This is a genomic window from Streptomyces cavernicola (assembly GCF_029968035.1).
Classification (GTDB): Bacteria; Actinomycetota; Actinomycetes; order Streptomycetales; family Streptomycetaceae; genus Streptomyces; species Streptomyces cavernicola.
Genome location: NZ_JASCIQ010000016.1, coordinates 49,270 through 73,833, shown reverse-complemented (window position 1 = coordinate 73,833; position 24,564 = coordinate 49,270). Strand labels below are relative to the sequence as shown.

The 24,564-nt window shown below is 70.6% G+C and carries 24 protein-coding genes; 16 read left to right on the top strand and 8 right to left on the bottom strand.

The annotated features are described in order from the left end of the window. Positions 1-116 precede the first annotated feature (116 nt). Positions 117-758, top strand: a complete 642-nt coding sequence (purN, locus tag QIS96_RS16830; protein ID WP_282543418.1) for a phosphoribosylglycinamide formyltransferase — start codon at positions 117-119, stop codon at positions 756-758. After that, positions 755-2,350 carry a bifunctional phosphoribosylaminoimidazolecarboxamide formyltransferase/IMP cyclohydrolase gene (purH, locus tag QIS96_RS16825; protein WP_282543417.1) on the top strand — a complete coding sequence of 532 codons (1,596 nt, stop codon included), beginning with the start codon at positions 755-757 and terminating at the stop codon, positions 2,348-2,350. Before purN ends, purH begins: the two co-directional genes overlap by 4 nt. Here purH and QIS96_RS16820 read toward each other — a convergent pair. Both QIS96_RS16820 and QIS96_RS16815 read right to left on the bottom strand, forming a co-directional pair. Further along, positions 2,322-2,735 (bottom strand): ATP-binding protein, encoded by a 414-nt coding sequence (locus QIS96_RS16820; RefSeq protein WP_282543416.1) that lies wholly within the window; start codon positions 2,733-2,735, stop codon positions 2,322-2,324. The genes purH and QIS96_RS16820 overlap by 29 nt on opposite strands. Next, positions 2,726-2,944, bottom strand: coding sequence for a hypothetical protein (locus tag QIS96_RS16815; protein WP_408907200.1), 219 nt, complete (start codon positions 2,942-2,944; stop codon positions 2,726-2,728). The genes QIS96_RS16820 and QIS96_RS16815 overlap by 10 nt, the downstream gene beginning before the upstream one ends. Before the next feature lie 112 nt (positions 2,945-3,056). Here QIS96_RS16815 and QIS96_RS16810 point away from each other — a divergent pair, with 112 nt between their 5' ends. Beyond that, the gene (locus QIS96_RS16810) at positions 3,057-3,911 is read left to right on the top strand and encodes a helix-turn-helix domain-containing protein (protein WP_282543415.1); all 855 of its coding nucleotides are present in this window, start codon (positions 3,057-3,059) and stop codon (positions 3,909-3,911) included. Continuing rightward, complete coding sequence (locus QIS96_RS16805) at positions 3,892-4,179, top strand: DUF397 domain-containing protein (RefSeq protein WP_282543414.1); 288 nt, start codon at positions 3,892-3,894, stop codon at positions 4,177-4,179. The genes QIS96_RS16810 and QIS96_RS16805 overlap by 20 nt, the downstream gene beginning before the upstream one ends. A 2-nt stretch (positions 4,180-4,181) precedes the next feature. Here QIS96_RS16805 and QIS96_RS16800 read toward each other — a convergent pair whose 3' ends face one another. From QIS96_RS16800 to QIS96_RS16785, 4 genes are all read right to left on the bottom strand, one after another. Beyond that, positions 4,182-4,877, bottom strand: a complete 696-nt coding sequence (locus tag QIS96_RS16800) for an ester cyclase (RefSeq protein ID WP_282543413.1) — start codon at positions 4,875-4,877, stop codon at positions 4,182-4,184. A 210-nt stretch (positions 4,878-5,087) separates the two neighbouring features. After that, complete coding sequence (locus tag QIS96_RS16795; protein WP_282543412.1) at positions 5,088-5,819, bottom strand: RDD family protein; 732 nt, start codon at positions 5,817-5,819, stop codon at positions 5,088-5,090. Positions 5,820-5,938: 119 nt separating this feature from the next. After that, positions 5,939-6,529 (bottom strand): hypothetical protein, encoded by a 591-nt coding sequence (locus QIS96_RS16790; RefSeq protein WP_282543411.1) that lies wholly within the window; start codon positions 6,527-6,529, stop codon positions 5,939-5,941. Between the two features lie 49 nt (positions 6,530-6,578). After that, positions 6,579-7,121: a hypothetical protein gene (locus QIS96_RS16785; protein WP_282543410.1), complete on the bottom strand. Its 543-nt coding sequence runs from the start codon at positions 7,119-7,121 to the stop codon at positions 6,579-6,581. Between the two features lie 275 nt (positions 7,122-7,396). Between QIS96_RS16785 and QIS96_RS16780 the strand changes: the two genes are divergently transcribed. The 7 genes from QIS96_RS16780 to QIS96_RS16750 all read left to right on the top strand — a co-directional run bounded on the left by QIS96_RS16780 (position 7,397) and on the right by QIS96_RS16750 (position 15,352). Continuing rightward, positions 7,397-8,278 carry a bifunctional methylenetetrahydrofolate dehydrogenase/methenyltetrahydrofolate cyclohydrolase gene (locus tag QIS96_RS16780; protein ID WP_282543409.1) on the top strand — a complete coding sequence of 294 codons (882 nt, stop codon included), beginning with the start codon at positions 7,397-7,399 and terminating at the stop codon, positions 8,276-8,278. Between the two features lies 1 nt (position 8,279). Continuing rightward, positions 8,280-8,717, top strand: coding sequence for a DUF3017 domain-containing protein (locus QIS96_RS16775; RefSeq protein ID WP_282543408.1), 438 nt, complete (start codon positions 8,280-8,282; stop codon positions 8,715-8,717). 404 nt (positions 8,718-9,121) lie between these two features. Then, on the top strand, positions 9,122-10,153 hold the full coding sequence (locus QIS96_RS16770; RefSeq protein ID WP_282543407.1) for a helix-turn-helix domain-containing protein: 1,032 nt from the start codon (positions 9,122-9,124) through the stop codon (positions 10,151-10,153). A 940-nt stretch (positions 10,154-11,093) separates the two neighbouring features. Beyond that, positions 11,094-12,083, top strand: coding sequence for a malate dehydrogenase (locus tag QIS96_RS16765; protein WP_282543406.1), 990 nt, complete (start codon positions 11,094-11,096; stop codon positions 12,081-12,083). Between the two features lie 191 nt (positions 12,084-12,274). Then, on the top strand, positions 12,275-14,056 hold the full coding sequence (locus QIS96_RS16760) for a COX15/CtaA family protein (RefSeq protein WP_282543405.1): 1,782 nt from the start codon (positions 12,275-12,277) through the stop codon (positions 14,054-14,056). Beyond that, positions 14,046-14,423 carry a hypothetical protein gene (locus QIS96_RS16755; RefSeq protein ID WP_282543404.1) on the top strand — a complete coding sequence of 126 codons (378 nt, stop codon included), beginning with the start codon at positions 14,046-14,048 and terminating at the stop codon, positions 14,421-14,423. Before QIS96_RS16760 ends, QIS96_RS16755 begins: the two co-directional genes overlap by 11 nt. Positions 14,424-14,425: 2 nt before the next feature. Next, entirely contained in the window at positions 14,426-15,352 is a 927-nt protein-coding gene (locus QIS96_RS16750; protein WP_282543403.1) for a hypothetical protein, read from the top strand. Between the two features lie 24 nt (positions 15,353-15,376). On the opposite strand, the gene QIS96_RS16745 is transcribed toward QIS96_RS16750, so the two are convergent. Continuing rightward, the gene (locus QIS96_RS16745) at positions 15,377-16,132 is read right to left on the bottom strand and encodes a hypothetical protein (RefSeq protein ID WP_282543402.1); all 756 of its coding nucleotides are present in this window, start codon (positions 16,130-16,132) and stop codon (positions 15,377-15,379) included. Positions 16,133-16,318: 186 nt separating this feature from the next. On the opposite strand from QIS96_RS16745, the gene QIS96_RS16740 reads away from it, so the two are divergent. From QIS96_RS16740 to QIS96_RS16720, 5 genes are all read left to right on the top strand, one after another. Next, positions 16,319-17,821, top strand: a complete 1,503-nt coding sequence (locus tag QIS96_RS16740; RefSeq protein WP_282543401.1) for an aldehyde dehydrogenase family protein — start codon at positions 16,319-16,321, stop codon at positions 17,819-17,821. Positions 17,822-18,054: 233 nt separating this feature from the next. Further along, positions 18,055-19,617: a GMC family oxidoreductase gene (locus tag QIS96_RS16735; RefSeq protein ID WP_282543400.1), complete on the top strand. Its 1,563-nt coding sequence runs from the start codon at positions 18,055-18,057 to the stop codon at positions 19,615-19,617. Then, a complete protein-coding gene (locus QIS96_RS16730; RefSeq protein ID WP_282543399.1) occupies positions 19,614-20,726 on the top strand; it encodes a quaternary amine ABC transporter ATP-binding protein in 1,113 nt (370 codons plus the stop codon). Before QIS96_RS16735 ends, QIS96_RS16730 begins: the two co-directional genes overlap by 4 nt. Before the next feature lie 43 nt (positions 20,727-20,769). Next, positions 20,770-22,782: an ABC transporter permease gene (locus QIS96_RS16725; RefSeq protein WP_282543398.1), complete on the top strand. Its 2,013-nt coding sequence runs from the start codon at positions 20,770-20,772 to the stop codon at positions 22,780-22,782. A 53-nt stretch (positions 22,783-22,835) separates the two neighbouring features. Next, the gene (locus QIS96_RS16720; RefSeq protein WP_282543397.1) at positions 22,836-23,834 is read left to right on the top strand and encodes a glycine betaine ABC transporter substrate-binding protein; all 999 of its coding nucleotides are present in this window, start codon (positions 22,836-22,838) and stop codon (positions 23,832-23,834) included. Between the two features lie 90 nt (positions 23,835-23,924). On the opposite strand, the gene QIS96_RS16715 is transcribed toward QIS96_RS16720, so the two are convergent. Further along, positions 23,925-24,560: a hypothetical protein gene (locus tag QIS96_RS16715; protein WP_282543396.1), complete on the bottom strand. Its 636-nt coding sequence runs from the start codon at positions 24,558-24,560 to the stop codon at positions 23,925-23,927. Between the last annotated feature and the right edge of the window lie 4 nt (positions 24,561-24,564).

Sequence of the window (24,564 nt, the reverse complement as noted above, 5' to 3'; positions counted from 1 at the left end):
TGCGAGTGCCGGTATCGTTGCTGACGGTCGGGCGCTTCGTAGAGTTCCCCGTATCGGGGGCCATGAAGCATTCGTACGACCGCACAAAGCCGAGCAAGACATGAAAGGGCCCCGTCGTGGCCTCATCTGCCGCCGCCCCGAAGCGCATCGTCGTGCTCGTCTCCGGGTCCGGCACCAATCTGCAGGCGCTGATCGACGAGATCGAGGCCGTGGGCAGCGCCGCCTACGGCGCGGAGATCGTCGCCGTGGGCGCCGACCGGAGCGGGATCGCCGGACTGGAGCGGGCCGAGCGCGTGGGCCTGCCGACCTTCGTGTGCCGGGTGCAGGACCACCCCACACGCGAGGAGTGGGACCGGGCGCTCGCCGAGGCCGTCGCCGCGTACGAGCCCGACCTGGTGATCTCCGCCGGGTTCATGAAGATCGTGGGCAAGGAGTTCCTCGCGCGCTTCGGCGGGCGGACCGTGAACACCCACCCCGCGCTGCTGCCCAGCTTTCCCGGTGCCCACGGCGTGCGCGACGCGCTCGCGTACGGCGCGAAGGTCACCGGCTGCACCGTCCACTTCGTCGACGACGGCGTCGACACCGGGCCGATCATCGCGCAGGGCGTGATCGAGGTCCGGGACGAGGACCACGAGGACGGTGGCGCCGCGCTCCACGAGCGCATCAAGGAAGTCGAGCGCAAGCTGCTCGTCGAGGTCGTGGGGCGGCTCGCCCGGCACGGCTACCGCATTGAGGGACGAAAGGTTTCCATCCCGTGACCGCCGAAGGTACGACCGCAGAAGGTCGCCGCCCCATCCGCAGGGCTCTCATCAGCGTCTACGACAAGACCGGACTGGAAGAGCTCGCGCTCGGGCTGCACGCGGCCGGCGTCCAGCTGGTCTCCACCGGCTCGACCGCCGCGAAGATCGCCGCCGCGGGCGCGCCGGTCACCAAGGTCGAGGAGCTCACCGGCTTCCCCGAGTGCCTGGACGGCCGGGTCAAGACGCTGCACCCGCGCGTGCACGCCGGGATCCTCGCCGACCTGCGCCTGGACAGCCACCGTGAGCAGCTCGCCGAGCTGGGCGTCGAGCCCTTCGACCTGGTCGTCGTGAACCTGTACCCGTTCACGCAGACCGTCGCCTCCGGCGCCTCGCCCGACGAGTGCGTCGAGCAGATCGACATCGGCGGCCCCTCGATGGTCCGCGCCGCCGCCAAGAACCACCCGTCGGTCGCGGTCGTCACCAGCCCCGAGCGGTACGCGGACGTGCTCGCCGCGGCGAAGGAGGGCGGCTTCGACCTGACCTCCCGCAAGCGTCTCGCCGCCGACGCCTTCCGGCACACCGCCGAGTACGACGTGGCCGTCGCCTCCTGGTTCGCCGGCGCCCCCGGCGAAGCCGGTAATGGATACGGCGCGGGGGACGGGCAGGACTTCCCGGCCTTCACCGGCGCGACGTACGGCCGCAAGAACGTGCTGCGCTACGGCGAGAACCCGCACCAGGGCGCCGCCCTCTACACCTCGGGCGCGGGCGGTCTGGCCGAGGCCGAGCAGCTGCACGGCAAGGAGATGTCGTACAACAACTACACGGACACCGACGCCGCGCGCCGGGCCGCGTACGACCACGCCGAGCCGGCCGTCGCGATCATCAAGCACGCCAACCCGTGCGGCATCGCGATCGGCGCGGACGTCGCCGAGGCGCACCGCAAGGCGCACGCCTGTGACCCGCTGTCCGCGTTCGGCGGTGTGATCGCGGTCAACCGGCCGGTCTCCGTGGCGATGGCCGAGCAGGTCGCCGAGATCTTCACCGAGGTCATCGTGGCCCCGGGCTACGAGGACGGCGCGGTCGAGGTCCTGGCCAAGAAGAAGAACATCCGGGTGCTGCGCGCCCCCGATGCCCCGGCGGCCCCCGTCGAGGTCAAGCCGATCGACGGCGGTGCGCTCCTCCAGGTCACCGACCGGCTGCAGGCCGAGGGCGACGACCCGGCGAACTGGACCCTCGCGACCGGCGAGGCCCTGTCCGACGCGGAGCTGGCCGAGCTGGCCTTCGCCTGGCGCGCCTGCCGTGCCGTGAAGTCCAACGCGATCCTGCTCGCCAAGGACGGCGCCTCGGTCGGCGTCGGCATGGGCCAGGTCAACAGGGTCGACTCGGCGAAGCTCGCGGTGGAGCGGGCGGGCGCGGAGCGCGCGGCCGGTTCGTACGCCGCGTCGGACGCGTTCTTCCCGTTCCCGGACGGCCTGGAGATCCTCACCGCGGCCGGCGTCAAGGCCGTGGTCCAGCCCGGCGGTTCGGTCCGTGACGAGCTGGTCGTCGAGGCGGCGAAGAAGGCCGGCGTGACGATGTACTTCACGGGCACGCGGCACTTCTTCCACTGAGTTCCGCCTGGTGCGGGACTGGTTGTAGCTCGCACCACACGGTCTTGCCGTCCGGCCGCCGTGTCACACCCCAGCGCGTGGACACGGCGGCCAGCAGCGCCAGACCCCGGCCCGACTCGGCGCCGGGGTCTTCGTGTTGCGGGGGTGCGGGCACGGGCAGCCGGTGCGGATCCGGATCGCTGACCGCCACGCGGGTCGGGCTCACCTCGATGGTCACCGGGGTGCCCTCGCCCACGTGTTGCACCACGTTGGTCAACAACTCGCTTACGCAGAGCTGGACTTCGGGACTGCCGACGGTGTTGCCGAGGTGTTCGCGTACGACTCGGCGCACCTCGGGTACGGCTTTCGCGTGCGCGGGCAGTTCGAGCGTCAAGGTCAGTCGCACGGTGTGTCCGCCGCCTTGTTCAGTACGTCGGTGAGGGCGCGGGCCGTGGCCTTGTTGCAGTTCCCGAGCGCGACGAGGGGGCGGATGGGGAGCTGCGCGGCGAAGGTGGGGGCGTCGACGCCGAGCGACGGCAGGGTGATGCCGTGCGCGGCGAGTGCGGTGCGGAGTTCTGCCACGCAGTTGTCGATGTCGAGGGGCTCCATGTCCATGGGGGCGCCTTGCCATGTGCGGTGTGTGATGAATCCCTCACAGCGTGATGCGGTGCGGCGTACGGTTGAAGGGGTTTGGGCACCACTGAGTGGACTGTGGAAGGCGGCAACTGTGGGCACGCGCAAGGACATTGACGGCTCGTCGAGCGTCCCCGCCTTCTACGGCAAGGAGTTGCGCTTCAAGCGCGAGCAGGCGGGGCTGACCCTTGAGCAGACGGTGGAGGGTTCGTTCTACGGGACGAGCTACCTGAGTGAGATCGAACGCGGACAGCGGCGCATGCCGGTCGACTTGGCGCGGCACGTCGATCGCGTGCTGGACACGGACGGGTTCTTCGAGCGGTGCTGCGAGGACGTACGCAAGGCCAAGCGGAAGGGGCATGCGGAGTACTTCGAGTACGTACTTGAGGCGGAGAAGCATGCGGATGCGATTGAGGACTGGTACCCAACCGTTCTCACGGGGTTGTTGCAGACGCCCGCGTATGCGCGCGCCATGGTGCTGTCGGCGCACCCCGACGCCACAGAGGAGTGGGTGGAAGAGAAGGTCACCGCCCGGATGGGGCGTGCCCGGCTCTTCGAGGACGACCACGCCAACCCCGAGTACTGGACGGTCCTGCATGAGTCGATCCTTCGGCACCCTGTCCTGTCACCTGCGGAGATGGCCGAACAGCTCGACCACGTCGCGGCGTTGGTGCGACGTCGCCGGGTCTTTGCGCAGATCCTCCCGTGGAACTGCGGGGCGTATCCGCTGATGCTGTGTGGCGTACAGCTGATGACCTTCCCTGACGCCCCGCCGCTGGTGTACACCGAGTCTTCGTACAGCGGAAGCACCATCGACGATCCGGCCCTCGTGAAGCGGTATCGCAGGTCGTACGATCTGCTCAGGGCCGCCGCACTGCCGCTTGAGGCGTCCCTCGCCATGCTCGAGGACGCGGCAGAGGATTACCGAAATGGCAAGCAATCGCATTGAGTTGAGCACCGCCATCTGGCGCAAGTCCAGCTATAGCAACGGCGACGGCGGTGCCTGCGTCGAGGTCGCCGAAGCGTTCCCGGGCGCCGCGCCCTGGCGCAAGTCCCGCTACAGCAACGGTGACGGCGGGGAGTGTGTCGAAGTCCGCGACGACCTCCCCGGCCTCGTCCCCGTCCGGGACTCCAAGAACACCGAGGGCCCCGTGCTCGTGTTCCCCGCCGGCGCCTGGGCGTCGTTCGTACGCGAGCTGCGGGGCCCCGTGGACTGAGGTCAGGCCTGCATCATCCCGAGTTGCTGGGCCAGTCCCAGGTCGTCGAAGTTCAGCCAGCCCTCGGCGATCTTGCCGCCGAGGCAGCGGAACGTGGCCTGGCCGGTTCCGGTGAGGTCCTTGCCGGTCGGCTCGATCCCGCGGAAAGCGCCTACGTGGCGGCCCTGGATGGAGACCCGGCAGCACACCATGTCACCCTCGGCGACCATGCTCTCCACGGTCATCCGGGGGCTGAAGGCGTCGAGGTGCTCCTGGTTCTCCCGCCTGGCCTGGGCGAGGTCAAGGTCGTACGAGGAGCGGCCGGCGGAGTGTTCCCGGTAGTCCGCGGTACACAGTTCGTCGCACAGGTCGAGATTGTTGCCGTTGATGGCCTCCTCGAAGAGCCGGGTGACGACGGCCTTGTTGAGCTGTTCGTCGCGTACGACGTCGAGGTCCGTGAACGTGGGCATGCCGTCGCAGGCGGCGACCATCTCCTCGAAGATGCGGTTGGTCTCGGGGAGGTTGGAGTTCTTCTGCGCCTCCTCATAGGACGGGAACTCCACGATCTCGACGACGTGCGTGGAGTCGGAGCGGTCCCGGCCGACGATCGAGTGCGTGGCGGTCCGCTTGCCCTGGGTCGCCACGACCCAGTTGTCCATCAGCCGGTTGAGCCGGTCGACGTCGTGGGTCTTGCAGTCGATGAGCTGGACGAACGTCATGAGGCACTCCTCTGAAGGGAGCGGCCGTGCTAACCAAGTGGGGGAATTTCAGGCTATACCCGGCATTCAGGGGCGTCGCGCCGGACTGTTCGATCACCGCGGCAAGGACTGGACTGACGAGTTCGACGGTCGATCATGCAAAACGCTCGGCTGGGGTTTCCCAGCCGAGCGTTTTGCGTGGGGCGCTTCGCTGCGTCGAGTAGGCCGCGGTTACGGCTTCTTGATGACCACCGTGTGCGCGGCCTTGTCGTGCCAGCCGACCTGGCGGCCGGAGTTGTCCCAGAACGGCGACAGGAACACGAGCAGTGTGCCGATGCCGCAGAGGATGCCGCCGAGCTGCGGGATGACCCAGCGGACGAAGCCGCCGCCGATGCCGGGGGCCTGGCCGGTGTCGTCCTTGACGACCTTGATGCCGACGGCCATCTTGCCGAGCGTCGCACCGGCGAAGGAGATCATCATCCACTCGTAGAGCAGGGTGATGAGGGCGAGGGCGGCCATCACGCCGAGGCCCACGAACAGGGCGTTCATGTTGGCCTCGTCCTGGCAGGCGTAATAGTCGGCGGCCTCCCAGTCACACTTGTCGCCCTCCTCGGCCAGACCCATGGCGCTGAAAACGCCGACGGTCATGAAGATGCCGTAGATGACGCCGATCACGACGCCGTCGATGAGCCGGGCGCCGAACCGGGAGCCCATGCTGGCCAGTTGCACGGTGCCGAGCGCGGGCAGGTGCACGAAGCCGTAGCCGCCCGGCGGCTGTGCCTGGTAGCCGGGCTGCGGCTGCTGCGGGTAGCCGTGCCCCTGCTGCGGCGGGACGCCCTGCGGGGCCTGCTGCGGGTAGCCGTAACCGGGCTGCCCCTGGGGCTGCTGCGGGTAGCCGTAGGGCTGGCCCTGGGGCTGCTGGGGCTGCTGTCCGTACGGGTTGTTCGGGTCGCCGTAACTCATGGCGTCTGTCCTTCGGAGCGGGGGGAGTGCGGGGAGGGGGGAGGAGGACGGCAAGAGGCCGACTGCCCGAGCGGGCGGCCGGCCTCTCCCTGCGGATACGGCGGAACGCCGCTGGTCGCTCAGTAACGCGGGCGGTTGAACCAGGCGGCACCGTCGGACTTCGCGGTGAAGACGATGATCAGCACGCCGACGGCGATGGACACGATGCCGAGCGGGAGCTGGAAGATGCCGCCGAGGACGACGAACGCGCCGTAGACGATGGCGCAGATGCGGGTGGTGTTGCCACCGTTCTTGAAGCTCAGCGCGAGCCAGGCGCCGAGGCCGGCCAGGATGAGGATCAGGATGCCCATCACGACGATCATGCCGGAGCCGAGGGCCAGGGCGGAGTCGTCCGTGGTGGTGGTGCCGTCGTCGATGGAGCCCAGCGCGGCGGCGCCCACGAAGCTGGCGATGCCGCCGATGATCTGGAAGGCGACGATCACCCAGAGCATGACGCGGGCGGCCTTGACACCGCCGGGCATCTCCATGGCACCGCCGGGGTAACCGGGGTAGCCGCCCTGCTGGGCCTGCTGCGGGTAGCCGTAACCCTGCTGCGGGACGCCCTGCGGGGCCTGCTGGGGGTAGCCGTAGCCGGGCTGGCCCTGCTGGGGCTGGCCGTAGGGGCCCTGCTGCTGCTGGCCGTAGGGGTTGTTCGGGTCGCCGAAGCTCATGGCGAGACTCCTTCTGGGAGTTGGGGACTTGAGAGAGGACCGAGCGGATTCAGTGGCGCGGCCGCTGGAACCACTGGGCCGTTTCGCGCTTCGCGGCGAACACGATCAGCAGGATCGACAGCGCGATGAGGGCCAGACCGAGGCCGTACGACATGATCGTGAAGATGCCGGTGATGATCGCGAGCGAGCCGTAGACGATCGCCCAGACGCGGAGGCCGTTGCCGCCGTTCGGCCACTTCAGGAAGATCGCGAGACCGGCGATGGCCCACGCCGTGGCGAGCACCATGAGGAAGCCGATGAAGCCCTTGCCGACACCGCCGACCGCCACGGCCTCGTCGCCGGTGAGCCCCGAGTTGTCGAGGTAGCTGTCGAACATCACCATCGCGACGCCGAAGAGGATCGCCACGATCAGGTGCGCGACGGCGACGGTCGCCGCGAAGATCCGGGCGAGCCGGGCGGGCTTGGGCATCTCCATCGGGCCGGCCGGGTAGCCGCCGTAGGGCTGTTGCACCGGCGGCGCCTGCGGGTAGCCGTAGCCGGGCTGGCCCTGGGGCTGCTGCCCGTAGGGACTGTGGGGGTCGCCGAAACTCATGGCGCTTGTTTCCTCCGTTGACGTGCGTGGATTACGCGGTTCGTACGGAGGATCTTGGTCAGAGCGGTCTTGCGGTGTTCCCCCCGTGCACTGCCCGCGGCACTGCGCCGCTCATGCTTCTAAAAGCGCGGCGTATTTGTCCAGCCACGGCCGGAAGAGTTGTGCAAGTGCAACACAGAGCGGACACAGGACCGTCCCGAACCGGATCGGAGACCGCACAGGGCCGTCCCGTACCGGATTGGAGACCTGGGTGGGTCATCCGCGAGGATGGGGGTATGACCGCCCAGATTCTCGATGGCAAGGCCACCGCCGCAGCGATCAAGGCCGACCTCGTCCGCCGCGTGGAAGCGCTGAAGGCCCGGGGCGTCACGCCCGGCCTCGGCACCGTGCTCGTCGGGGAGGACCCCGGCAGCCAGAAGTACGTCGCGGGCAAGCACCGCGACTGCGCGCAGGTGGGCATCGCGTCCATCCAGCGCGAACTGCCCGCCTCCGCCACGCAGGACGAGATCGAGGCGGTCGTGCGCGAGCTGAACGAGGACCCGGCCTGCACCGGGTACATCGTGCAGCTGCCGCTCCCCAAGGGCATCGACGAGAACCGCATCCTGGAGCTCATCGACCCCGCCAAGGACGCGGACGGCCTGCACCCCATGAACCTCGGCCGCCTGGTGCTCAACGAGCCGGCGCCGCTGCCCTGCACCCCGTGGGGCGTCATCAAGCTGCTCCGGCAGTTCGGCGTGGAGATCAACGGGGCGCACGTGGTCGTCGTCGGCCGCGGCGTGACCATCGGCCGGTCGCTGCCGCTGCTGCTCACCCGCAAGTCGGAGAACGCGACGGTGACGCAGTGCCACACCGGCACCCGTGACCTCGCCGCGCAGCTGCGCCAGGCCGACATCATCGTGGCCGCCGCCGGCTCCCCGCACCTGATCAAGCCGGAGGACGTACGGCCGGGCGCCGCGGTGCTCGACGTCGGCGTCAGCCGGGACGAGAACGGCAAGATCGTCGGCGATGTGCACCCCGGCGTCGCCGAGGTCGCGGGCTGGCTGTCGCCGAACCCGGGCGGCGTGGGCCCGATGACGCGGGCGCAGCTGCTCGTGAACGTGGTGGAGGCTGCCGAGCTTGCGGCGGAACTCGCCGCCGACGCGCAGGGTGCTCGGTGACATGGGTGCGTCGGTGAGCCAGGAGGCGGCGGGGCCCGCGCCGGAGCCCCGGAAGAAGACCCGGCGGTTCCCTTCGATCACGCGGGACACCGCGCGGCCCGAGGGCGGCGGCCGCGCCGCCGCCGGTGACGCGCCCGCGCCCGCCCGCCAGTGGCCGATGCTCACGGTGCTCGGCCTGACCGGGCTCGGGCTCTTCCTGACGGCTCTCGACCTCTTCCGGGTCGGCACGGTGCTCATCGGCGTCGCGCTGCTCGCCGGCGCCGTACTGCGCTGGGTGCTGCCGTCGGTGGGCATGCTGGCGGTCCGCTCCCGCTTCACCGACATGGTGACGTACGGGGTGATGGGCCTGGTGATCGTGCTGCTCGCGCTGATGGCGCAGCCGGACGGTCTGGAGATCCCGTTCCTGGAAGGGATCCTGCACTTCACCGTGACGAACTGACCGCCAACTGACGGTTCCCACCCGTGTGTTGTACGTCGGGAACGCTGACGGCGCCCGTCCTCTCCCCCGAGGGAGGACGGGCGCCGTCGTCTTGGAGGGTGGTGCCGGTTCCGGTGCCGGTGCCGGTTGCGGTTCCGCGGGTGTTCCCCGCTGTTGTCCCGCGTTCTCCCGCCCGGAATCCAGAGTCATGGACGTGACAACCGTGGATCAAGGGCCGCCTGGTCCCTGTGACGCGGAAGTGACCATTCCGGCACGGTGTCGGCGGCGCGCAACGATCTTCACGAGCAGGTAATGACGCGTCCACGCGGGTGCGCGAGGCCCTGCGCCGGGGTTCCATGTGGCACAGCCGCCCGGCGGTGGGAGACTGACGCACACGGGGAGGGACAGGGGAGCAAGGGGGAAGCATGCCTCGTTGGAAGGCACTGCCGGAGGAACTGGATCCGCAGGTACGGGAGTTCACGAGCCAGCTGCGCAGGCTCGTCGACCGCAGCGGGCTGAGCATCGCCGCGCTCGCGGACCGCACCGGGTACAGCAAGACGTCGTGGGAGCGGTACCTGGGCGGCCGGCTGCTCGCGCCGAAGGGCGCGGTCGTCGCCCTGGCCGAGGTCACCGGCACCAATCCGCTGCACCTCACCACGATGTGGGAGCTGGCGGAGCGCGCCTGGAGCCGCTCGGAGATGCGGCACGACATGACCATGGAGGCGATCCGCATCTCCCAGGCGCGGGCCGCGCTGGGCGAGTTCGGTCCGCAGCCGGACGCCAAGGGGCGGAGCGCGCCTTCCGGGCCTTCCGGGCCCTCCTCGTCCTCGGCGTCCTCCGCTCCGTCCGCCGCCGCGCGCTCCGCCCGCGCCGGCGGCCCGGTGGATCCCTCGGGCGTTCCGCGGGACGCCGTGCCCCGGAGAGCGGGGGCCGGGCGGCCGGGCGGTGGGCGCGGGGGGCGCAAGGGGCTTGCGATCCTCGCCGTCGTCGTCCTGGTCCTCGCGGTGGTCGCGGGTGCGCTGTACTTCGGCGGCTTCGGGTTCGGTGGGGGCGAGCCGGTGGCGAAGCCGTCCCCGTCGCCGACCGCGAGCAAGCCCGAGCTGCCCGACGGCGTGAAGTGCGTGGGCGCGGACTGCACCGGCGAGGATCCCGAAGAGATGGGCTGCAGCGGCGAGTTCGCGCGGACCCCGACCAGCGTCACCATCGGCACCGCTCTCGTGGAGGTCCGGTACAGCGAGACCTGCGGTGCCGCCTGGGCCCGGATCACCCAGGCCGCGCCCGGCGACGCGGTGCGGATCACCGGGTCCGGTGCGGCCGCCGCCGATGAGCAGAGGGGTGAGGTCGACGGGGACGGGGATGCGTATACGCCGATGGTGGCTGTGGAGGCCGCTGCCGATGCGAAGGCTTGCGGGACGCTTGTGGCTGGGCTGAAGGGGTGTACGGGGACGGACGGTTGACGGGGGTCCCCCGTCGGCGGGCGGGTTTTCCTCCCCGCCCCGCCCCTTCCCGAAAGTCCTGACGGACGACCACGGAGGCTGCGCCCCCGCGGCTGCGCCCCCGGCCCCCGCCCCCGGGGCTGCTGCCCCTGGACCCTGCTTCGGGGCTGCCGTCCCTGGATCCAGCTCCCCGGGGCTGCCGCGTCTGGATCCCGCTTCGGGGCTGCGCCCCGTGCCCCGGCCGTCGTTTGTCTGCCGCGCCGTCGTGGCTGGGCGCGCAGTTCCCCGCGCCCCTGATGGGGCACCCCCCAGTTTGTCTCCCGCGCCGTCGTGGCTGGGCGCGCAGTTCCCCGCGCCCCTGATGGGGCACCCCCTCAGCTTGGCTGTCCCGCCGTCGTGGCTGGGCGCGCAGTTCCCCGCGCCCCTGATGGGGCACCCCCCAGTTTGTCTGCCGCGCCGTCGTGGCTGGGCGCGCAGTTCCCCGCGCCCCTGATGGGGCACCCCCTCAGCTTGGCTGTCCCGCCGTCGTGGCTGGGCGCGCAGTTCCCCGCGCCCCTGTAGGGCGCCCCAAAGACAGCCCCTCCGGCGTTTGAGGAGCGGGGTCTGGGGCGGAGCCCCAGTTTTGGGAAGTACGCATGCGTCGCGTGAGTTCGGGCAGGCGGGTCTCATCCCCCCACGGGAGCGGGTCCTCGGAACGTGAGTCCGGGGCCTCCGGCACCCGGCGGCGGTGGTCGGCGCTCACCCCCTCCTGGGCGAAGACCGCCGCCGCGACGGGGTGGTGTGGGCCGGGCCACACAGGTCCGGCGGTGCGGTCCGGGTGGGGCGGTATAGCCTGACCGGTGGATCTCTCTTGACGCCAAGAGATCGATCATCGAGCGAAGCGATCGGTACGAGGCGACTGCACGGAGATCCTGCACCCGGGGCAGGGCCCCAACCGCCAGCTGTCTTAACGGAGATCGCCATGACCCGCACTCCCGTGAATGTCACCGTCACCGGCGCGGCCGGCCAGATCGGCTACGCGCTGCTCTTCCGCATCGCCTCCGGCCACCTGCTCGGCGCGGACGTGCCGGTCAAGCTGCGCCTCCTCGAGATCCCGCAGGGCGTCAAGGCCGCCGAGGGCACCGCCATGGAGCTCGACGACTGCGCGTTCCCGCTCCTCAAGGGCATCGACATCTTCGACGACCCGAACAAGGGCTTCGAGGGCGCCAACGTCGGTCTGCTCGTGGGCGCCCGCCCCCGTGCCAAGGGCATGGAGCGCGGTGACCTGCTCGAGGCCAACGGCGGCATCTTCAAGCCGCAGGGCAAGGCCATCAACGACCACGCCGCGGACGACATCAAGGTCCTCGTCGTCGGCAACCCGGCCAACACCAACGCCCTGATCGCCCAGGCCGCCGCCCCGGACGTACCGGCCGAGCGCTTCACCGCGATGACCCGCCTCGACCACAACCGCGCCCTGACGCAGCTCGCGCAGAAGACCGGCTCGTCCGTCGAGGACATCAAGCGCCTCACCATCTGGGGCAACCACTCGGCGACCCAGTACCCGGACATCTTCCACGCGGAGATCGCCGGCAAGAACGCCGCCGAGGTCGTCAGCGACGAGCAGTGGCTGGCCGACACGTTCATCCCGACCGTCGCCAAGCGCGGCGCCGCGATCATCGAGGCCCGTGGCGCGTCCTCGGCCGCCTCCGCCGCCAACGCCGCCATCGACCACGTGCACACCTGGGTCAACGGCACCGCCGCGGGCGACTGGACCTCCATGGGCGTCCCGTCCGACGGTTCGTACGGTGTCCCGGAGGGCCTGATCTCCTCCTTCCCCGTCACCACCAAGGACGGCAAGTACGAGATCGTCCAGGGCCTGGACATCAACGAGTTCTCGCGCGCCCGCATCGACGCCTCCGTCGCGGAGCTCGCCGAGGAGCGCGACGCCGTGCGCGGTCTCGGCCTCATCTGAGTCCCGCACCCCGGTAGTTCGCCGGTAGTTCCCCAGTAGTTCCGCCTCCGCCCCGGCGGCCGTCTCGACGGTCGCCGGGGCGGAGGTTTTTTCGTGGGCCGCATCGCCCCGACTCCTCTATGATGTGATCTCGCGCACACCGGGTGGTCAACTCCGCTGTGTCGCACGGCAGTTGACTCACAGGGGGAGCGTTGTCGCAGCAGCCGCAGGTGCCGTCGCAGCCAGGACCGGCCGAGCCCAGGGGCGACGGACTGCCGCCCGCCCTCCCGGTCACCCCGCCCGGCGCCAGCGAGGCCACCCGGCTGCTGTGCGCGGGCAGTTACCTGGACGAGGCCTACCGCGACGCGGTCATCGACGAGTTGTACGTCCACGAGGAGCGCATCGTCGCCCCCTCGCTCGGCTTCGACGCGGCCCGCGTCCTCGCGCACGCGCTGCGCGCCCGCCGGCTCGAACTGGGCTGGGCGGCGGGGATTCTGTTCCTGTGGGTGCTCGGGGCGGTGCTCAGCTCGTATCTGCTGCTCGTCATCGTGTCGCCGGCCCTGCTGCTCTTCCTCGGTACGAAGGTGCGCGGGCCGGAGGACCGCCCCTCCCTGTGGCGCCGCGTCCCGGCCCTGCTGCTGCGCTGGTACGGGCGGCTCGGCGTGCTGTTCGTGGTGCTCACCCTGATCGTGGTGATCTTCGGCCAGGCCGAGGGGGAGAGCATCGCGTCGATCGTGGCGCTGACCCTGCCGGGGCCGCTCTCCGACCTGGTCCAGCTGATCGCGCCCTCGGCCACTTCGGTGGAGCCGTTCCACGGCTGGGCGGCGTCGGCGACCCTGGCACTCGTCGCGCTCTGCGTCGCCGCCCAGCGCGGCCAGTTCGCCCGGGTCCTCGCGGGCGAACTGCACCGCGAGAACTTCGCCGACATGGCCGCCGACCCCGCCGAGGGGGCCGACGGGGCGCGCTTGGGGCGGCTGCGCGACCGGATCAGGACCGAACAGCACGCGCCGCTGGTCATGTACCACTCGGCGCGTCCCTTCTGCGGCGCGGGCGAGCCGTACGACTCCTGGACCCTCGCCGTCGAGCTGCGGCCCGACCCCGACAAGGAGCAGCGGCCGCTCGGCAACCGCGTGATCCTGGAGGCGGTGCGGCCGCTCCTCGCCGAGCTGCGGGCGCCCGCGCCGCACGCGGGGGGCCGGGTGCGGGACCGGCTGCGCCAACTGCAGATCGACGAGTGCGTGTTCCTGCCCGCGGACGGGCTGCCCAAGCGGGAGTACGCGCCCTACGGCGAGGCGGCGTTCCGTACGCACCGGGACGAGTCGGTGGACGAGGGCGGCGAGACGCGGCGGCACTTCCTGCGCATCCGGGTCGGCGGCTGGGAGGAGGAGGTCGTCACCACGGTCTTCGTACGGGTGCACACGCAGGGCGGCATGCTGATGCTGGAGATCGCGCCGCACGTGCTCCTGCCGATCCGCAAGGACTTCGAGAACGCCGACCGACTGGCCCACCAGCACCGGCACAACAACCTGTTCGGCAAGGCCGTCTGGGCACTGGCCCGTACGCCCCGCTCGTTCGCGCACTCGCTGGTGACGCTCGGCCGGGGCGTGGCGTTCGGCTGGCGCGCGCTGACCGGCGGCCACGGCGCGGCGCTGCCCGACGGGCCCGCCCTCTCGGTGCGCGAGCTGGGCTCCGACGGCGAGTCCTCGCTCTTCCAGGACATGGACGTACACCGCTATCTGAAGTCCATCCAGGACCGGGTGGCCAACGGGGTGCGGACCGCGCTGCGGGAGGCCGGGTACCGCACCGACGAGTTCGCCCAGAAGGTCGTGAACGTGAGCGGCGGCAGCACGCTCATCGAGAACGCCGGCGGCGCCGTGGCCCTCGGCGACAACAACGTCATCACCAACCGGGCGACGCAGCCGGGGAGTTCGGGCACCGAGCCCGGCACGGGTTCGTCGTTCACCAAACCTGGGGGAGGCCCGGATGCAGGGTAGGGGCGACAACGAGCAGGGCAGTGTCCACATCCACAACGAGCACGGCTCTGTCGTCTTCGGCAACGACAACCGCGTGCGCCACGTGGAAGGCGTGGTCCCGCCGAGCGACCCGGACCCCCACGAGAAGCTCCTCGACGCGGTACGCGAACTCCGCGCCGACCTCGCCCGGCTGGTGGAGAACGACGCGGCGACCGCCCTGGACGCCGAACTGGAGGGCGCACAGGGCGAGATCGAGCAGACCGGGCAGGCCGCCCCCGACCGGCTCGGGCGGCTGCGGCAGGCCCTCGCGGACGCGGGCGCGGTGACCGGCATGTTCGCGTCGGCGGCGGCGGTCTCCCAGGCCGTCGGCGCACTCCTCGGAGGCTGAGCGTGGCCGACCAGGGCCAGGGCGGGGTGCGCTGGAACCCCGAGACGCAGAGCTGGGACACCGGCGGTCCGCAGCCCGCCCCGTACACCCCGCCGCCCCCGCCCCGCCCCGAACACGCGCCGGGCGGGGGCGAACACGCGCCGGGCGGGGGCGAACAGGGGCCGGGCGGGCCCCAGTTCGGGCCGCTGCCCTCGGAGGAGTCGTCCGGGCTGCCGCCCTGGCAGCCGCCGGTCCCCGAGCCGCAGTCGCGCCCGTGGTACCGGCGGGGTGCGGTGGTCGGTTCGGTGGTCGTCGCCGTGCTCGCGGCGGGCCTCGGCTCGTACCTGCTGTGGGGCCGGGGTGCGGAGCCCGCGCCGGACGCCAAGCCGTCGGCCCCGCCGAGCGTCACCGGCTCGCCCCCGGCGGACCAGGGGCCGACGGGCGAGCCGGACCCCGCCGAGAGCACGGAGTCCGCGTCGCCGTCCGCCTCGGTCCCGGCGGGCTACCGGGCGGCTGCCGAGCCGGAGTTCACGCTCGCCGTGCCCGAGGACTGGGAGCGCCGCACGGAGGAGGGCAAGAACGGCGTCACGCTCTACTACTACGAGGCGCCCGAGGGCCCCGAGCGGCTGCAGGTCTTCCAGGTCACGGAGGACGCCGCCACCCCGATGAGCACGGTGAAGCTGGCCGAGAAGGACCTGAAGCGACTGCCCGGGTACGAGCGGAACGCGCTGGGACCGGTCTCGCACCCGCACGGCGAGGCGGCGGAGCTGGACTACACGTACATGAGCGACGAGTGGTCCATGGAGCTGCGGACCCTAGACCGGATCGTGCCCGGCGGCCCCGACGACCCGACGCTGTGGGCCGTCCTCAGCATCGGCCCGGCGGACGACTGGCCGGGGCAGCGGCAGGTCATGGAGGACGCGCTGGGGTCGTTCACGACCGCGGGGTGAGGCTCAAGTCCCTGGCAGTGGGGGCTAGTTGATGTCGACGGTCTGGTCGTCCGGCGGCGCCTGGACGTCCACCGGCTCGTCGAACTCGGAGAAGGTCATGTCGATCTCGACACCCTTCGCGGACTCGTCCGCCTCGATCTTCAGGGGGTAGGGCTTGCCCTCGGTGGAGACGTACGTGCTGCCCTTCTGGGTGTCCCGGGTGACGTTCAGCCGGATCGCGGGGCGACCGTCGACCTCCGTGCGCTCGCCCTTCTCGACCGTGGCGTCCTGCGATCGGCCGGACTGGTCGGTGATCTGCTGCTTGAAGGAGTTGAGGTCGCAGAGCTGGGCGATCTCCGCGCCGTCGGCGTCCCGCACGGTGGTGCCGAAGTACTTGCCCTTGAGGAGCTCGGTCGCCTCGTCGCCCTTGAGCTCGGGCATCTGGGAGGCGAGCCACTTCTCGTCCGGCTTGATCCACACGCGGTCGCCCTTGCGGACGACCTCCATGCTGCCCTTGTCGTTCTGGTTGGTGACCGTGCCGGTGCAGTTGTCCTTCGTGTCGTACGAGAGCTCGAAGGACGCGGGTGTGGGTTCGGGGAGGCCCTTGATCTCCGCCTCGACGTGCAGGGAGGTCACGCTCAGCAATGCGTCACGGGACGCCTTGCCGATCTCCTCGGGGCTTTTGTCAGCGATGCCGTTGTCGTCACGGGCGGTAGCGGTGCCGCAGAACCCGCCGACGAGAGCAGTTACACAGAGAGTGACGCCAAACGTGCTGAAAGTTGCCTTACGGGGCTTGAGCATCGCGCTTCCTCCCGCCGGGGCTTTTCGCAATAAACCGTACGACTCGGGCCTTTTGATCGCACGCGGAGTGACTCACGGCACTTTCGGGTCGGGAACCGACATGCTTTTCGGCCCCTAGGGCAAGGGCATCAGATCACCTCGGTGACTCCGGGTGAACAAATCGGTAAACGGAAGGCAAGACGCGAAGTGTCGGCAGAACAGACCATCCACGTGGACGGAGAGTGGCGTAACGCCGCCTCCGGGGCCACGCGCGAGATCCTCGACCCCGCGGATGCCAAGCCGTTCGCCGTGGTGGCGGAGGGCGACGGCAGCGACGCGGACGCCGCGATCGCCGCGGCCCGCAAGGCTTTCGACCACGGACCGTGGCCGGACACCCCGGTCGCGGAGCGGGCCGCCCTGCTGCGCCGGGTCGCGGACCTCCTCGTCCGGGACCGGGAGAAGATAGGCCTCCTGGAGAGCCGGGACGCGGGCAAGACCGTCGAGGAGGGCCGCGTCGACGTCGACTGCGTCGCCGACGCCTTCCGCTACTTCGCGGACCTCGTCATCGGCGAGGGCGCGGGCCGTGTCGTGGACGCGGGCACGGACACCGTGCACAGCGTCGTCGTGCACGAACCGATCGGCGTCTGCGCGATGATCACGCCCTGGAACTACCCGCTCCTGCAGGCCAGTTGGAAGATCGCCCCGGCCCTCGCCGCGGGCAACACCTTCGTCATCAAGCCCAGCGAGATCACCCCGCTGACCACGGTCGCGCTGATCGAGCTGCTCGTCGAGGCGGGCCTGCCGGCCGGCGTCGCCAACATCGTCACCGGCCCCGGCCACTCCGTCGGCGCCCGCTTCGCCGACCACCCCGACGTCGACCTGGTCTCCTTCACCGGCGGCCTGATCAGCGGTACGAAGGTGGCACAGGCCGCGGCCGTCTCCGTCAAGAAGGTCGCCCTGGAGCTCGGCGGCAAGAACCCCAACGTGGTCTTCGCCGACGCCTGCGCGACCGAGGAGGGCTTCGACACCGCCGTCGACCAGGCCCTCAACGCCGCGTTCATCCACTCGGGCCAGGTCTGCTCGGCCGGCGGCCGCCTCATCATCGAGGAGTCGGTGCGGGACCGCTTCGTCGCCGAACTCGCCGTACGGGCAAGCAAGATCAAGCTCGGCCGCGGCACCGAGGACGGCGTGGAGTGCGGCCCCCTCGTCTCGCAGCAGCAGCTCGACAAGACCGAGTACTACGTCGACTCGGCCCTGGAGGAGGGCGCCAAGCTGCTGACCGGCGGCAAGCGCCCCGAGCCCAGCGACGTGCGGCCCGCCGAGGGCTACTTCTACGAGCCGACCGTCCTCGACGGCTGCCACCGCGGGATGCGCGCGGTCCGCGAGGAGGTCTTCGGCCCGGTCCTCACCGTGGAGACCTTCACCACCGAGGACGAGGCCCTGGCCCTCGCCAACGACACCGAGTACGGCCTGGCCGGCGCCGTCTGGACCAGCGACTCGGGCCGCGCCCGCCGGATGGCCCGCCGGATGCGCCACGGCACGATCTGGATCAACGACTTCCACCCCTACCTGCCGCAGGCGGAGTGGGGTGGCTTCGGCAAGAGCGGCGTCGGCCGCGAGCTCGGCCCGGCCGGCCTCGCCGAGTACCGCGAGTCCAAGCACGTCTACGAGAACCTGGACCCGAAGGCGGTGCGATGGTTCGCCGGATGATCCCCCTTTGGCCCGCCTCCGAGCCGACTTCGGCTGGGGGTCCGGGGGCCCGCGGCGGCAGCCGCTCATGTCACAGCCCCCGGGAAGGCACAGCCGAGAACCTCGCGCCCGAGCCGGTGCGCTGGTTCGCGGGCTGAGACCGCCGCGGGCGCCGTGAACTCCCTTGCGGCGCCCGCCCCTTAAGCGACAGCACCTTCAGCACGACCTCGCACACCATGAGGAGCAACTCCCCCATGACCGGAACGCCTGGAACTCCCGGAACCCCCGGAACCGAGTTCGACTACGTCATCGTCGGTGGCGGCACCGCGGGATCGGTGATCGCGTCCCGCCTCACCGAGAACCCGGACGTCACCGTCGCCGTGATCGAGGGAGGCCCGTCCGACATCGACCGCGAGGACGTGCTGACCCTGCGCAAGTGGCTGGGCCTGCTCGGCGGCGACCTCGACTACGAGTACACGACCACCGAGCAGCCGCGCGGCAACTCGCACATCCTGCACAGCCGCGCCAAGGTCCTCGGCGGCTGCTCCTCGCACAACACGCTGATCTCCTTCAAGCCGCTGCCGTCCGACTGGGACGAGTGGGAGGAGGCCGGCGCCAAGGGCTGGAACGCCCAGGCGATGGACCCGTACTTCGGCAAGCTCCGCAACAACATCGTGCGCGTGGCCAAGAAGGACCAGAACCAGATCGCCACCGACTGGGTCGAGGCCGCCAAGACCGCGCTCGACGTGCCCGAGGTCGTCGGCTTCAACGACCAGCCCTTCGACGAGGGCGTCGGCTTCTTCGACCTCTCGTACCACCCGGAGAACAACAAGCGCTCCTCCGCCTCGGTGGCCTACCTCCACCCGCACATGGAGGCCGGCGACCGCCCGAACCTCCACCTGTTCCTGGAGACCTGGGCGTACCGCCTTGAGCTGGACGGCACCACCGCGCGCGGCGTGCACGTCCGCACCAAGGACGGCGAGGAGAAGCTGCTCTCCGCCCGCCGCGAGGTCCTGGTCTGTGCCGGCGCCGTGGACACCCCGCGCCTCCTCATGCACTCCGGCATCGGCCCGAAGAAGGACCTCGAAGCCCTCGGCATGGAGTGCGTGCTCGACCTGCCGGGCGTCGGCGAGAACCTCATCGACCACCCCGAGTCGGTCATCGTCTGGGAGACGAACGGGCCGATCCCCGACAACTCCGCGATGGACTCCGACGCGGGCCTGTTCGTGAAGCGGGACCCGGACCACAAGGGCCCGGACCTGATGTTCCACTTCTACCAGATCCCGTTCACGGACAACCCGGAGCGCCTCGGCTACGAACGCCCCGAGCACGGCGTCTCCATGACCCCGAACATCCCCAAGTCCCGGGCCCGCGGCCGCCTTTACCTCACCTCGGCGGACCCCGAGGTCAAGCCCGCCCTGGACTTCAAGTACTTCGAGGACGAGGGCGACTACGACGGGCAGACCCTCGTCGACGGCATCAAGCTGGCCCGCAAGGTCGCCGAGGCCGAGCCGTTCAAGAAGTGGCTCAAGCGCGAGGTCTTCCCCGGCCCCGAGGTCACCGAGGACGCCGAGATCAGCGAACTCGTCCGCAAGGCCGCGCACACCGTCTACCACCCGGCCGGTACCTGCCGTATGGGTGCCGCAAACGATGAACTCGCCGTAGTGTCCCCGGATCTCACCGTCCGCGGCCTCGACGGCATCCGTATCGCCGACGCGTCCGTCTTCCCGACGATGCCCGCAGTGAACCCGATGATCGGGGTGCTGATGGTGGGGGAGAAGTGCGCGGACCTGCTGACCGGGAGTGATGTCCGATGACCGAGACCACCAGCAACAGCACGAAGCAGACCTCGGCGGACCCCGCCGCGCCCGCCTTCGCCGTACGCGACCTCTGGAAGGTCTTCGGCCCCAAGGCGGACCGCGTACCGGGCGACCCGGCCCACAAGGACCTGACCACCGCCGAGCTGCGCGAGAAGACCGGCTGCACCGCCGCCGTCCGCGACGTCAGCTTCGACGTGCAGCGCGGCGAGGTCTTCGTCGTCATGGGCCTCTCCGGCTCCGGCAAGTCCACCCTGGTCCGCACCCTGACCCGGCTGATCGAGCCGACCTCCGGGTCCATCGCCATGGACGGCGAGGACGTCCTCGCCATGGACAAGAACCGGCTGCGCGAGCTGCGCCGCCGCCAGACCGCGATGGTCTTCCAGAACTTCGGCCTCCTGCCGCACCGCAGCGTCCTCGACAACGTCGCGTACGGCCTGGAGATCCAGGGCGTCGGCAAGGCCGAGCGGCGCGCCAAGGCCCAGGAGATCGTCGAGAAGGTCGGCCTCGCCGGCATGGAGGAGCGCCGCCCCGGCCAGCTCTCCGGCGGTCAGCAGCAGCGTGTGGGCCTGGCCCGCGCCCTCGCCGTCGACCCCGAAGTGCTGCTCTTCGACGAGCCGTTCAGCGCCCTCGACCCGCTGATCCGCCGGGACATGCAGGAGGAGGTCATCCGCCTGCACCGGGAAGAGGGCCGCACCATGGTCTTCATCACCCACGACCTCGCCGAGGCCCTCCGCCTGGGCGACCGCATCATGCTGATGCGGGACGGCGCGATCGTGCAGCTCGGCACGCCCGAGGAGATCGTCGCCAACCCGGCCGACCAGTACGTCCGCGACTTCGTCCGGGACGTGGCCCGCGAGCAGGTCATCTCGGTGCGCCGCGCGATGCGCCCGGCCGACGCCGCGGAGTCCGACTCGGGCGCCGAACTCGCCCCCGACACCCTCGTCGTCGACGCCATCGAGGCCGTCGCGCAGAGCGGCGAGCCCTGCCGTGTCGTCGAGGACGGCCGCACGCTCGGCGTCGTCGACCACGAGCGGCTGCTCGCCGTGGTCGCCGGCATCGACGGCGGCCGCCCCGACACCGAGGGCAAGGAGGTGGCGGCCGTATGAGCACGCACCATCCGATACCCCCGCATACGGAAGGGGGCCGCCGATGAGCACGACGACTCCCGCACTGGACAAGGCGGACACCCCGGGCACGACCCCGGGCGTCCCGCAGGCTCCGGGGCCCCTGGCCCGGCTCGCCGCCAACCCGAAGGCCCTGCTCCTGATCGCGGCGCTGCTGCTCGCCGTGGTGAGCGCGGTCGTCTCCGGCAGCGGCGTCTGGCCCGAAGGCCTCACCTTCGACCTGCGCACGCCGCTGACCGAGCTGAACCAGTGGCTGGTCGAGAACCGTGAGAGCCACTGGATCTTCCTCTACTTCCTGCTGCACATCAGCAACACCGCCGAGTCCTCCGTGGACCTCGTGGTCACCCTCCTGGAGAGCCTCGGCTTCATCGGCGTGACCGTCCTCGCGGTGCTGCTCGCCTGGTACGCGGGCGGCGCCGGACTGCACCGCCGAGCCCTGCGCACCGCGGGCACCGCCCTCGTCACCTTCCTGGTGATCGGCCTGCTCGGCATGTGGGAACCGGCGATGGAGACCCTCGGCCTGATGGTGATCTGCGTGATCGCCTCGGCCCTGGTCGGCCTGGTCCTCGGCCTGGTCGCCGGCCTCTCGGACCGCGGCGAGCGCGTGCTCCGCCCGGTCTTCGACACCATGCAGGTGCTGCCGGCGTTCTCGTACCTGCTGCCGTTCGTGCTGATCTTCGACGTCGGCGTCCCCGCGGCCTTCGCCGCCACCGTGATCTACGCGGCGCCGCCGATGGCCCGCCTCACGGCGCTCGGCCTGCGCGGCGCCGACCCGGTGGCCCTCGAAGCGTCCCGCTCGCTCGGCGCGACGCCGTGGCAGCAGCTGAAGACGGCCCGTATCCCGCTGGCCCGCAGGCAGATGTTCCTCGGCCTCAACCAGACGATCATGATGTGTCTGTCGATGGTCGTGCTCGCCTCGATGATCGGCGCCCCCGGCCTCGGCGAGGAGATCTTCCGCGCCCTGTCGATCCTCGACATCGGCCAGTCCCTCGGCGCCGGCATCGCGATCGTCCTGATCGCCGTCTGGTTCGACCGCACCACGGCCGCCGCGGGCGACCGCCTCGACGACCCCGCGGCCGTACGGTCCACCGGCGGGTCCCTGATCCAGGGCGGCGTGGTCGTCGTCGGCACCGCCGTCGCCGCCGTGGTCGGCTCCGCGATCGGCCGGGTCGAGTGGCCCGACGAGTGGGTCGTCTCCATCTCGGGCCCGGTCAACTCCGCGACCGCCTGGATCGAGGACGAGCTGGGCTCCGGCATCCCCGTCATCGGCGGCACCCTGACCTGGGCGTCCGGCTTCGCGAACTATGTGATCAACCCGATGCGGGACGCCCTGCAGGCCACCCCGTGGTGGGCGATCCTCGTGCTCGGCGGCGTCCTCGCGTACCTCGCGGGCCGCTGGCGGGCGGCGGTCACCACCGTGCTCGCGCTCGGCGTGATCGGCGGCATGGGCCTGTGGACCCGCTCCATGGACACCCTGTCCCAGGTCATCGCGGCCCTGGTGCTCACCCTGATCCTGGGCTTCGCGATCGGCATCCTCGCCGCCCGCGTCGACTGGCTGGACCGCGCGATCCGCCCGGTGCTCGACACCATGCAGACGATGCCGCAGTTCATCTATCTGATCCCGATGGTGGCGCTGTTCATGGGCGGCCGGTTCGCCGGCGTCGCCGCGGCCGTGATCTACGCGCTGCCCGCGGTCGTACGCATCACCGACCAGGGCATCCGCTCCATCAACCCCGCAGCCCTGGAGGCGGCCCGCTCGCTCGGCGCCACCACCGGGCAGCAACTGCGCCAGGTCCAGATCCCGTTGGCCCGCAAGTCGCTGCTGCTCGCCGTCAACCAGGGCGTCGTCCTGGTCCTCTCGATGGTCGTCATCGCCGGAATGATCGGCGGCGGCGCGCTCGGCGTGGACGTGGTCAAGGGTCTCGCCAAGGGCGACCTGGGCCTCGGCATGACGGCCGGCATCGCGATCGTCTGCCTCGGCATCCTCCTCGACCGGGTCTCGCAGCCCGGCGCGGAGGCGAAGCGCGGTGTCTCCTGAGCCGCCCCGGCCCCTCTACTTCCGCAACTCCCTTCCAGGTAAGGAACGTTCAAGTGAAGCCCAGCAAGCACAGCCGTAACCGCCGTATAGCCAACTCCCTCGTCGCCGGCGCCGGTGTCCTCGGTGTCGTCGCCCTCAGCGGCTGCGCCGCCGAGACCGGCAAGTCCGGCGGCTCCGACGAGGTCACCATCACGGTCCCGTCGTGGGTCGGCGCCCAGGCCAACGCCGAGGTCGCCAAGGTGATCCTCGAGGACGAGCTGGACGTCAAGAAGGTCAACCTGAAGACGATGGACGAGCCCATCGCCTGGGACGCCCTGAACAACGGCAAGGCCGACGCGATCCTGGAGGACTGGGACGGCCAGCCGGAGAAGCAGAAGCTGTACCTGGACGACGGCAAGGGCGGCAAGGCCAACGAGGACAAGCACGTCGTCAAGGGCGGCGACCTCGGCGTCGTCGGCCACATCGGCTGGTTCATCCCGAAGTACTACGCCGACAAGCACCCCGAGGCGAAGACCTACGAGGGCCTCAACAAGCTCGCCAAGGACTTCAAGACCTCCGAGTCCGGCGACAAGGGCGAGTTCCTGGGCGCGGCTCCCTCGTACACCACGTACGACGAGTACCTGATCAAGAACCACAAGCTGAACTTCAAGGTCAAGGAGACCGGCAACGAGGCCGCTCAGATCAAGGAGATCCAGCAGAAGTACAAGAACAAGCAGCCCTTCATCACCTACTGGTGGGACCCGCAGTGGCTGAACAACGACGTCGAACTCGTCGAGGTGAAGCTCCCCGAGTTCAAGGAGGGCTGCAACGAGCCCGCCGCGAAGACGGAGTGCGGCTACGCCAACACCCCGCTGCAGAAGTACCTCAACGAGGATTTCGCGAAGAACGGCGGCGACGCGGCGGAGTTCCTGAAGAACTTCAAGTGGACCACCGAGCAGCAGAACGAGGTCGCGAAGTGGATCGCCAAGGACAAGATGTCCGGCGAGCAGGCGGCGAAGAAGTGGGTCAAGGAGAACAAGGACGTCTGGCAGGCCTGGCTTCCCAAGAAGTGAGGCGGCGGGCCTGAGGCCCTGAATACGACGGTGCCGGGCGCCCTTCTCCGAGAAGGGCGCCCGGCACCGTCGTATTCGGACCCGGCCGTCTCAGCCGCCGATCGCGGAGAGCGTGCTCGGCTCCTTCTCCACCAGGCCGGAGATGCCCGCCCGTTCGGCGAGGTCGCGGCGTGCCGGGTCGGCGGCGGCTCGCTCGGACTCGTACTTCTCCCACTCGGCGGGCTGCAGGAACAGCATGTCGTCGGTGCCGGGCACCACCATGACTCCACCGAAGGCAGGGTCACCCGCGAACCAGGCGCCGCCGTTCTCCGCGCCCGCCGGCCAGCGGCGGACGACGGAGGCGTTGACGGCGCGCATCTCCCGGGCGCCGGACTGGCCCCGGGTCGACAGCTTCACGGTGTACACGGTGCCGAGCAGCCGCCACTCGGAGCCCCGCTTCTCCACGCGGGTGCGGTACTCCAGCGGGTAGTTGCGCAGCACCCGCTCGCACAGCGCGAGGCGCCGCCCGTGCCGGACCCGCAGCAGCAGGAACAGCAGGACGTAGATGCCGGGCACGATCGGCAGCACCGTGAGCACGTGGTTCGGTGCGCCCAGGGACCCCAGCACCGAGGGCGCTGCGACGAGCACTGCGCCGAGCAGCAGCCGCGTGATGACGTGCCGGGTCATGACGCCCTTGTTGCGCTTCAGGACCCGGTCGACCTCGGGTGCCTGGGCAGGTTCCGTCATGCCA

What these genes read in the sequence shown, in the direction of transcription:
- QIS96_RS16815 (WP_408907200.1), bottom strand. Translation starts at nt 2,944, where the DNA reads ATGGACATGGAGCCCCTCGACATCGACAACTGCGTGGCAGAACTCCGC.
- QIS96_RS16805 (WP_282543414.1), top strand. Translation starts at nt 3,892, where the DNA reads ATGGCAAGCAATCGCATTGAGTTGAGCACCGCCATCTGGCGCAAGTCC.
- QIS96_RS16800 (WP_282543413.1), bottom strand. Translation starts at nt 4,877, where the DNA reads ATGACGTTCGTCCAGCTCATCGACTGCAAGACCCACGACGTCGACCGG.
- QIS96_RS16795 (WP_282543412.1), bottom strand. Translation starts at nt 5,819, where the DNA reads ATGAGTTACGGCGACCCGAACAACCCGTACGGACAGCAGCCCCAGCAG.
- QIS96_RS16790 (WP_282543411.1), bottom strand. Translation starts at nt 6,529, where the DNA reads ATGAGCTTCGGCGACCCGAACAACCCCTACGGCCAGCAGCAGCAGGGC.
- QIS96_RS16785 (WP_282543410.1), bottom strand. Translation starts at nt 7,121, where the DNA reads ATGAGTTTCGGCGACCCCCACAGTCCCTACGGGCAGCAGCCCCAGGGC.
- QIS96_RS16780 (WP_282543409.1), top strand. Translation starts at nt 7,397, where the DNA reads ATGACCGCCCAGATTCTCGATGGCAAGGCCACCGCCGCAGCGATCAAG.
- QIS96_RS16775 (WP_282543408.1), top strand. Translation starts at nt 8,280, where the DNA reads ATGGGTGCGTCGGTGAGCCAGGAGGCGGCGGGGCCCGCGCCGGAGCCC.
- QIS96_RS16770 (WP_282543407.1), top strand. Translation starts at nt 9,122, where the DNA reads ATGCCTCGTTGGAAGGCACTGCCGGAGGAACTGGATCCGCAGGTACGG.
- QIS96_RS16765 (WP_282543406.1), top strand. Translation starts at nt 11,094, where the DNA reads ATGACCCGCACTCCCGTGAATGTCACCGTCACCGGCGCGGCCGGCCAG.
- QIS96_RS16755 (WP_282543404.1), top strand. Translation starts at nt 14,046, where the DNA reads ATGCAGGGTAGGGGCGACAACGAGCAGGGCAGTGTCCACATCCACAAC.
- QIS96_RS16745 (WP_282543402.1), bottom strand. Translation starts at nt 16,132, where the DNA reads ATGCTCAAGCCCCGTAAGGCAACTTTCAGCACGTTTGGCGTCACTCTC.
- QIS96_RS16735 (WP_282543400.1), top strand. Translation starts at nt 18,055, where the DNA reads ATGACCGGAACGCCTGGAACTCCCGGAACCCCCGGAACCGAGTTCGAC.
- QIS96_RS16730 (WP_282543399.1), top strand. Translation starts at nt 19,614, where the DNA reads ATGACCGAGACCACCAGCAACAGCACGAAGCAGACCTCGGCGGACCCC.
- QIS96_RS16725 (WP_282543398.1), top strand. Translation starts at nt 20,770, where the DNA reads ATGAGCACGACGACTCCCGCACTGGACAAGGCGGACACCCCGGGCACG.
- QIS96_RS16715 (WP_282543396.1), bottom strand. Translation starts at nt 24,560, where the DNA reads ATGACGGAACCTGCCCAGGCACCCGAGGTCGACCGGGTCCTGAAGCGC.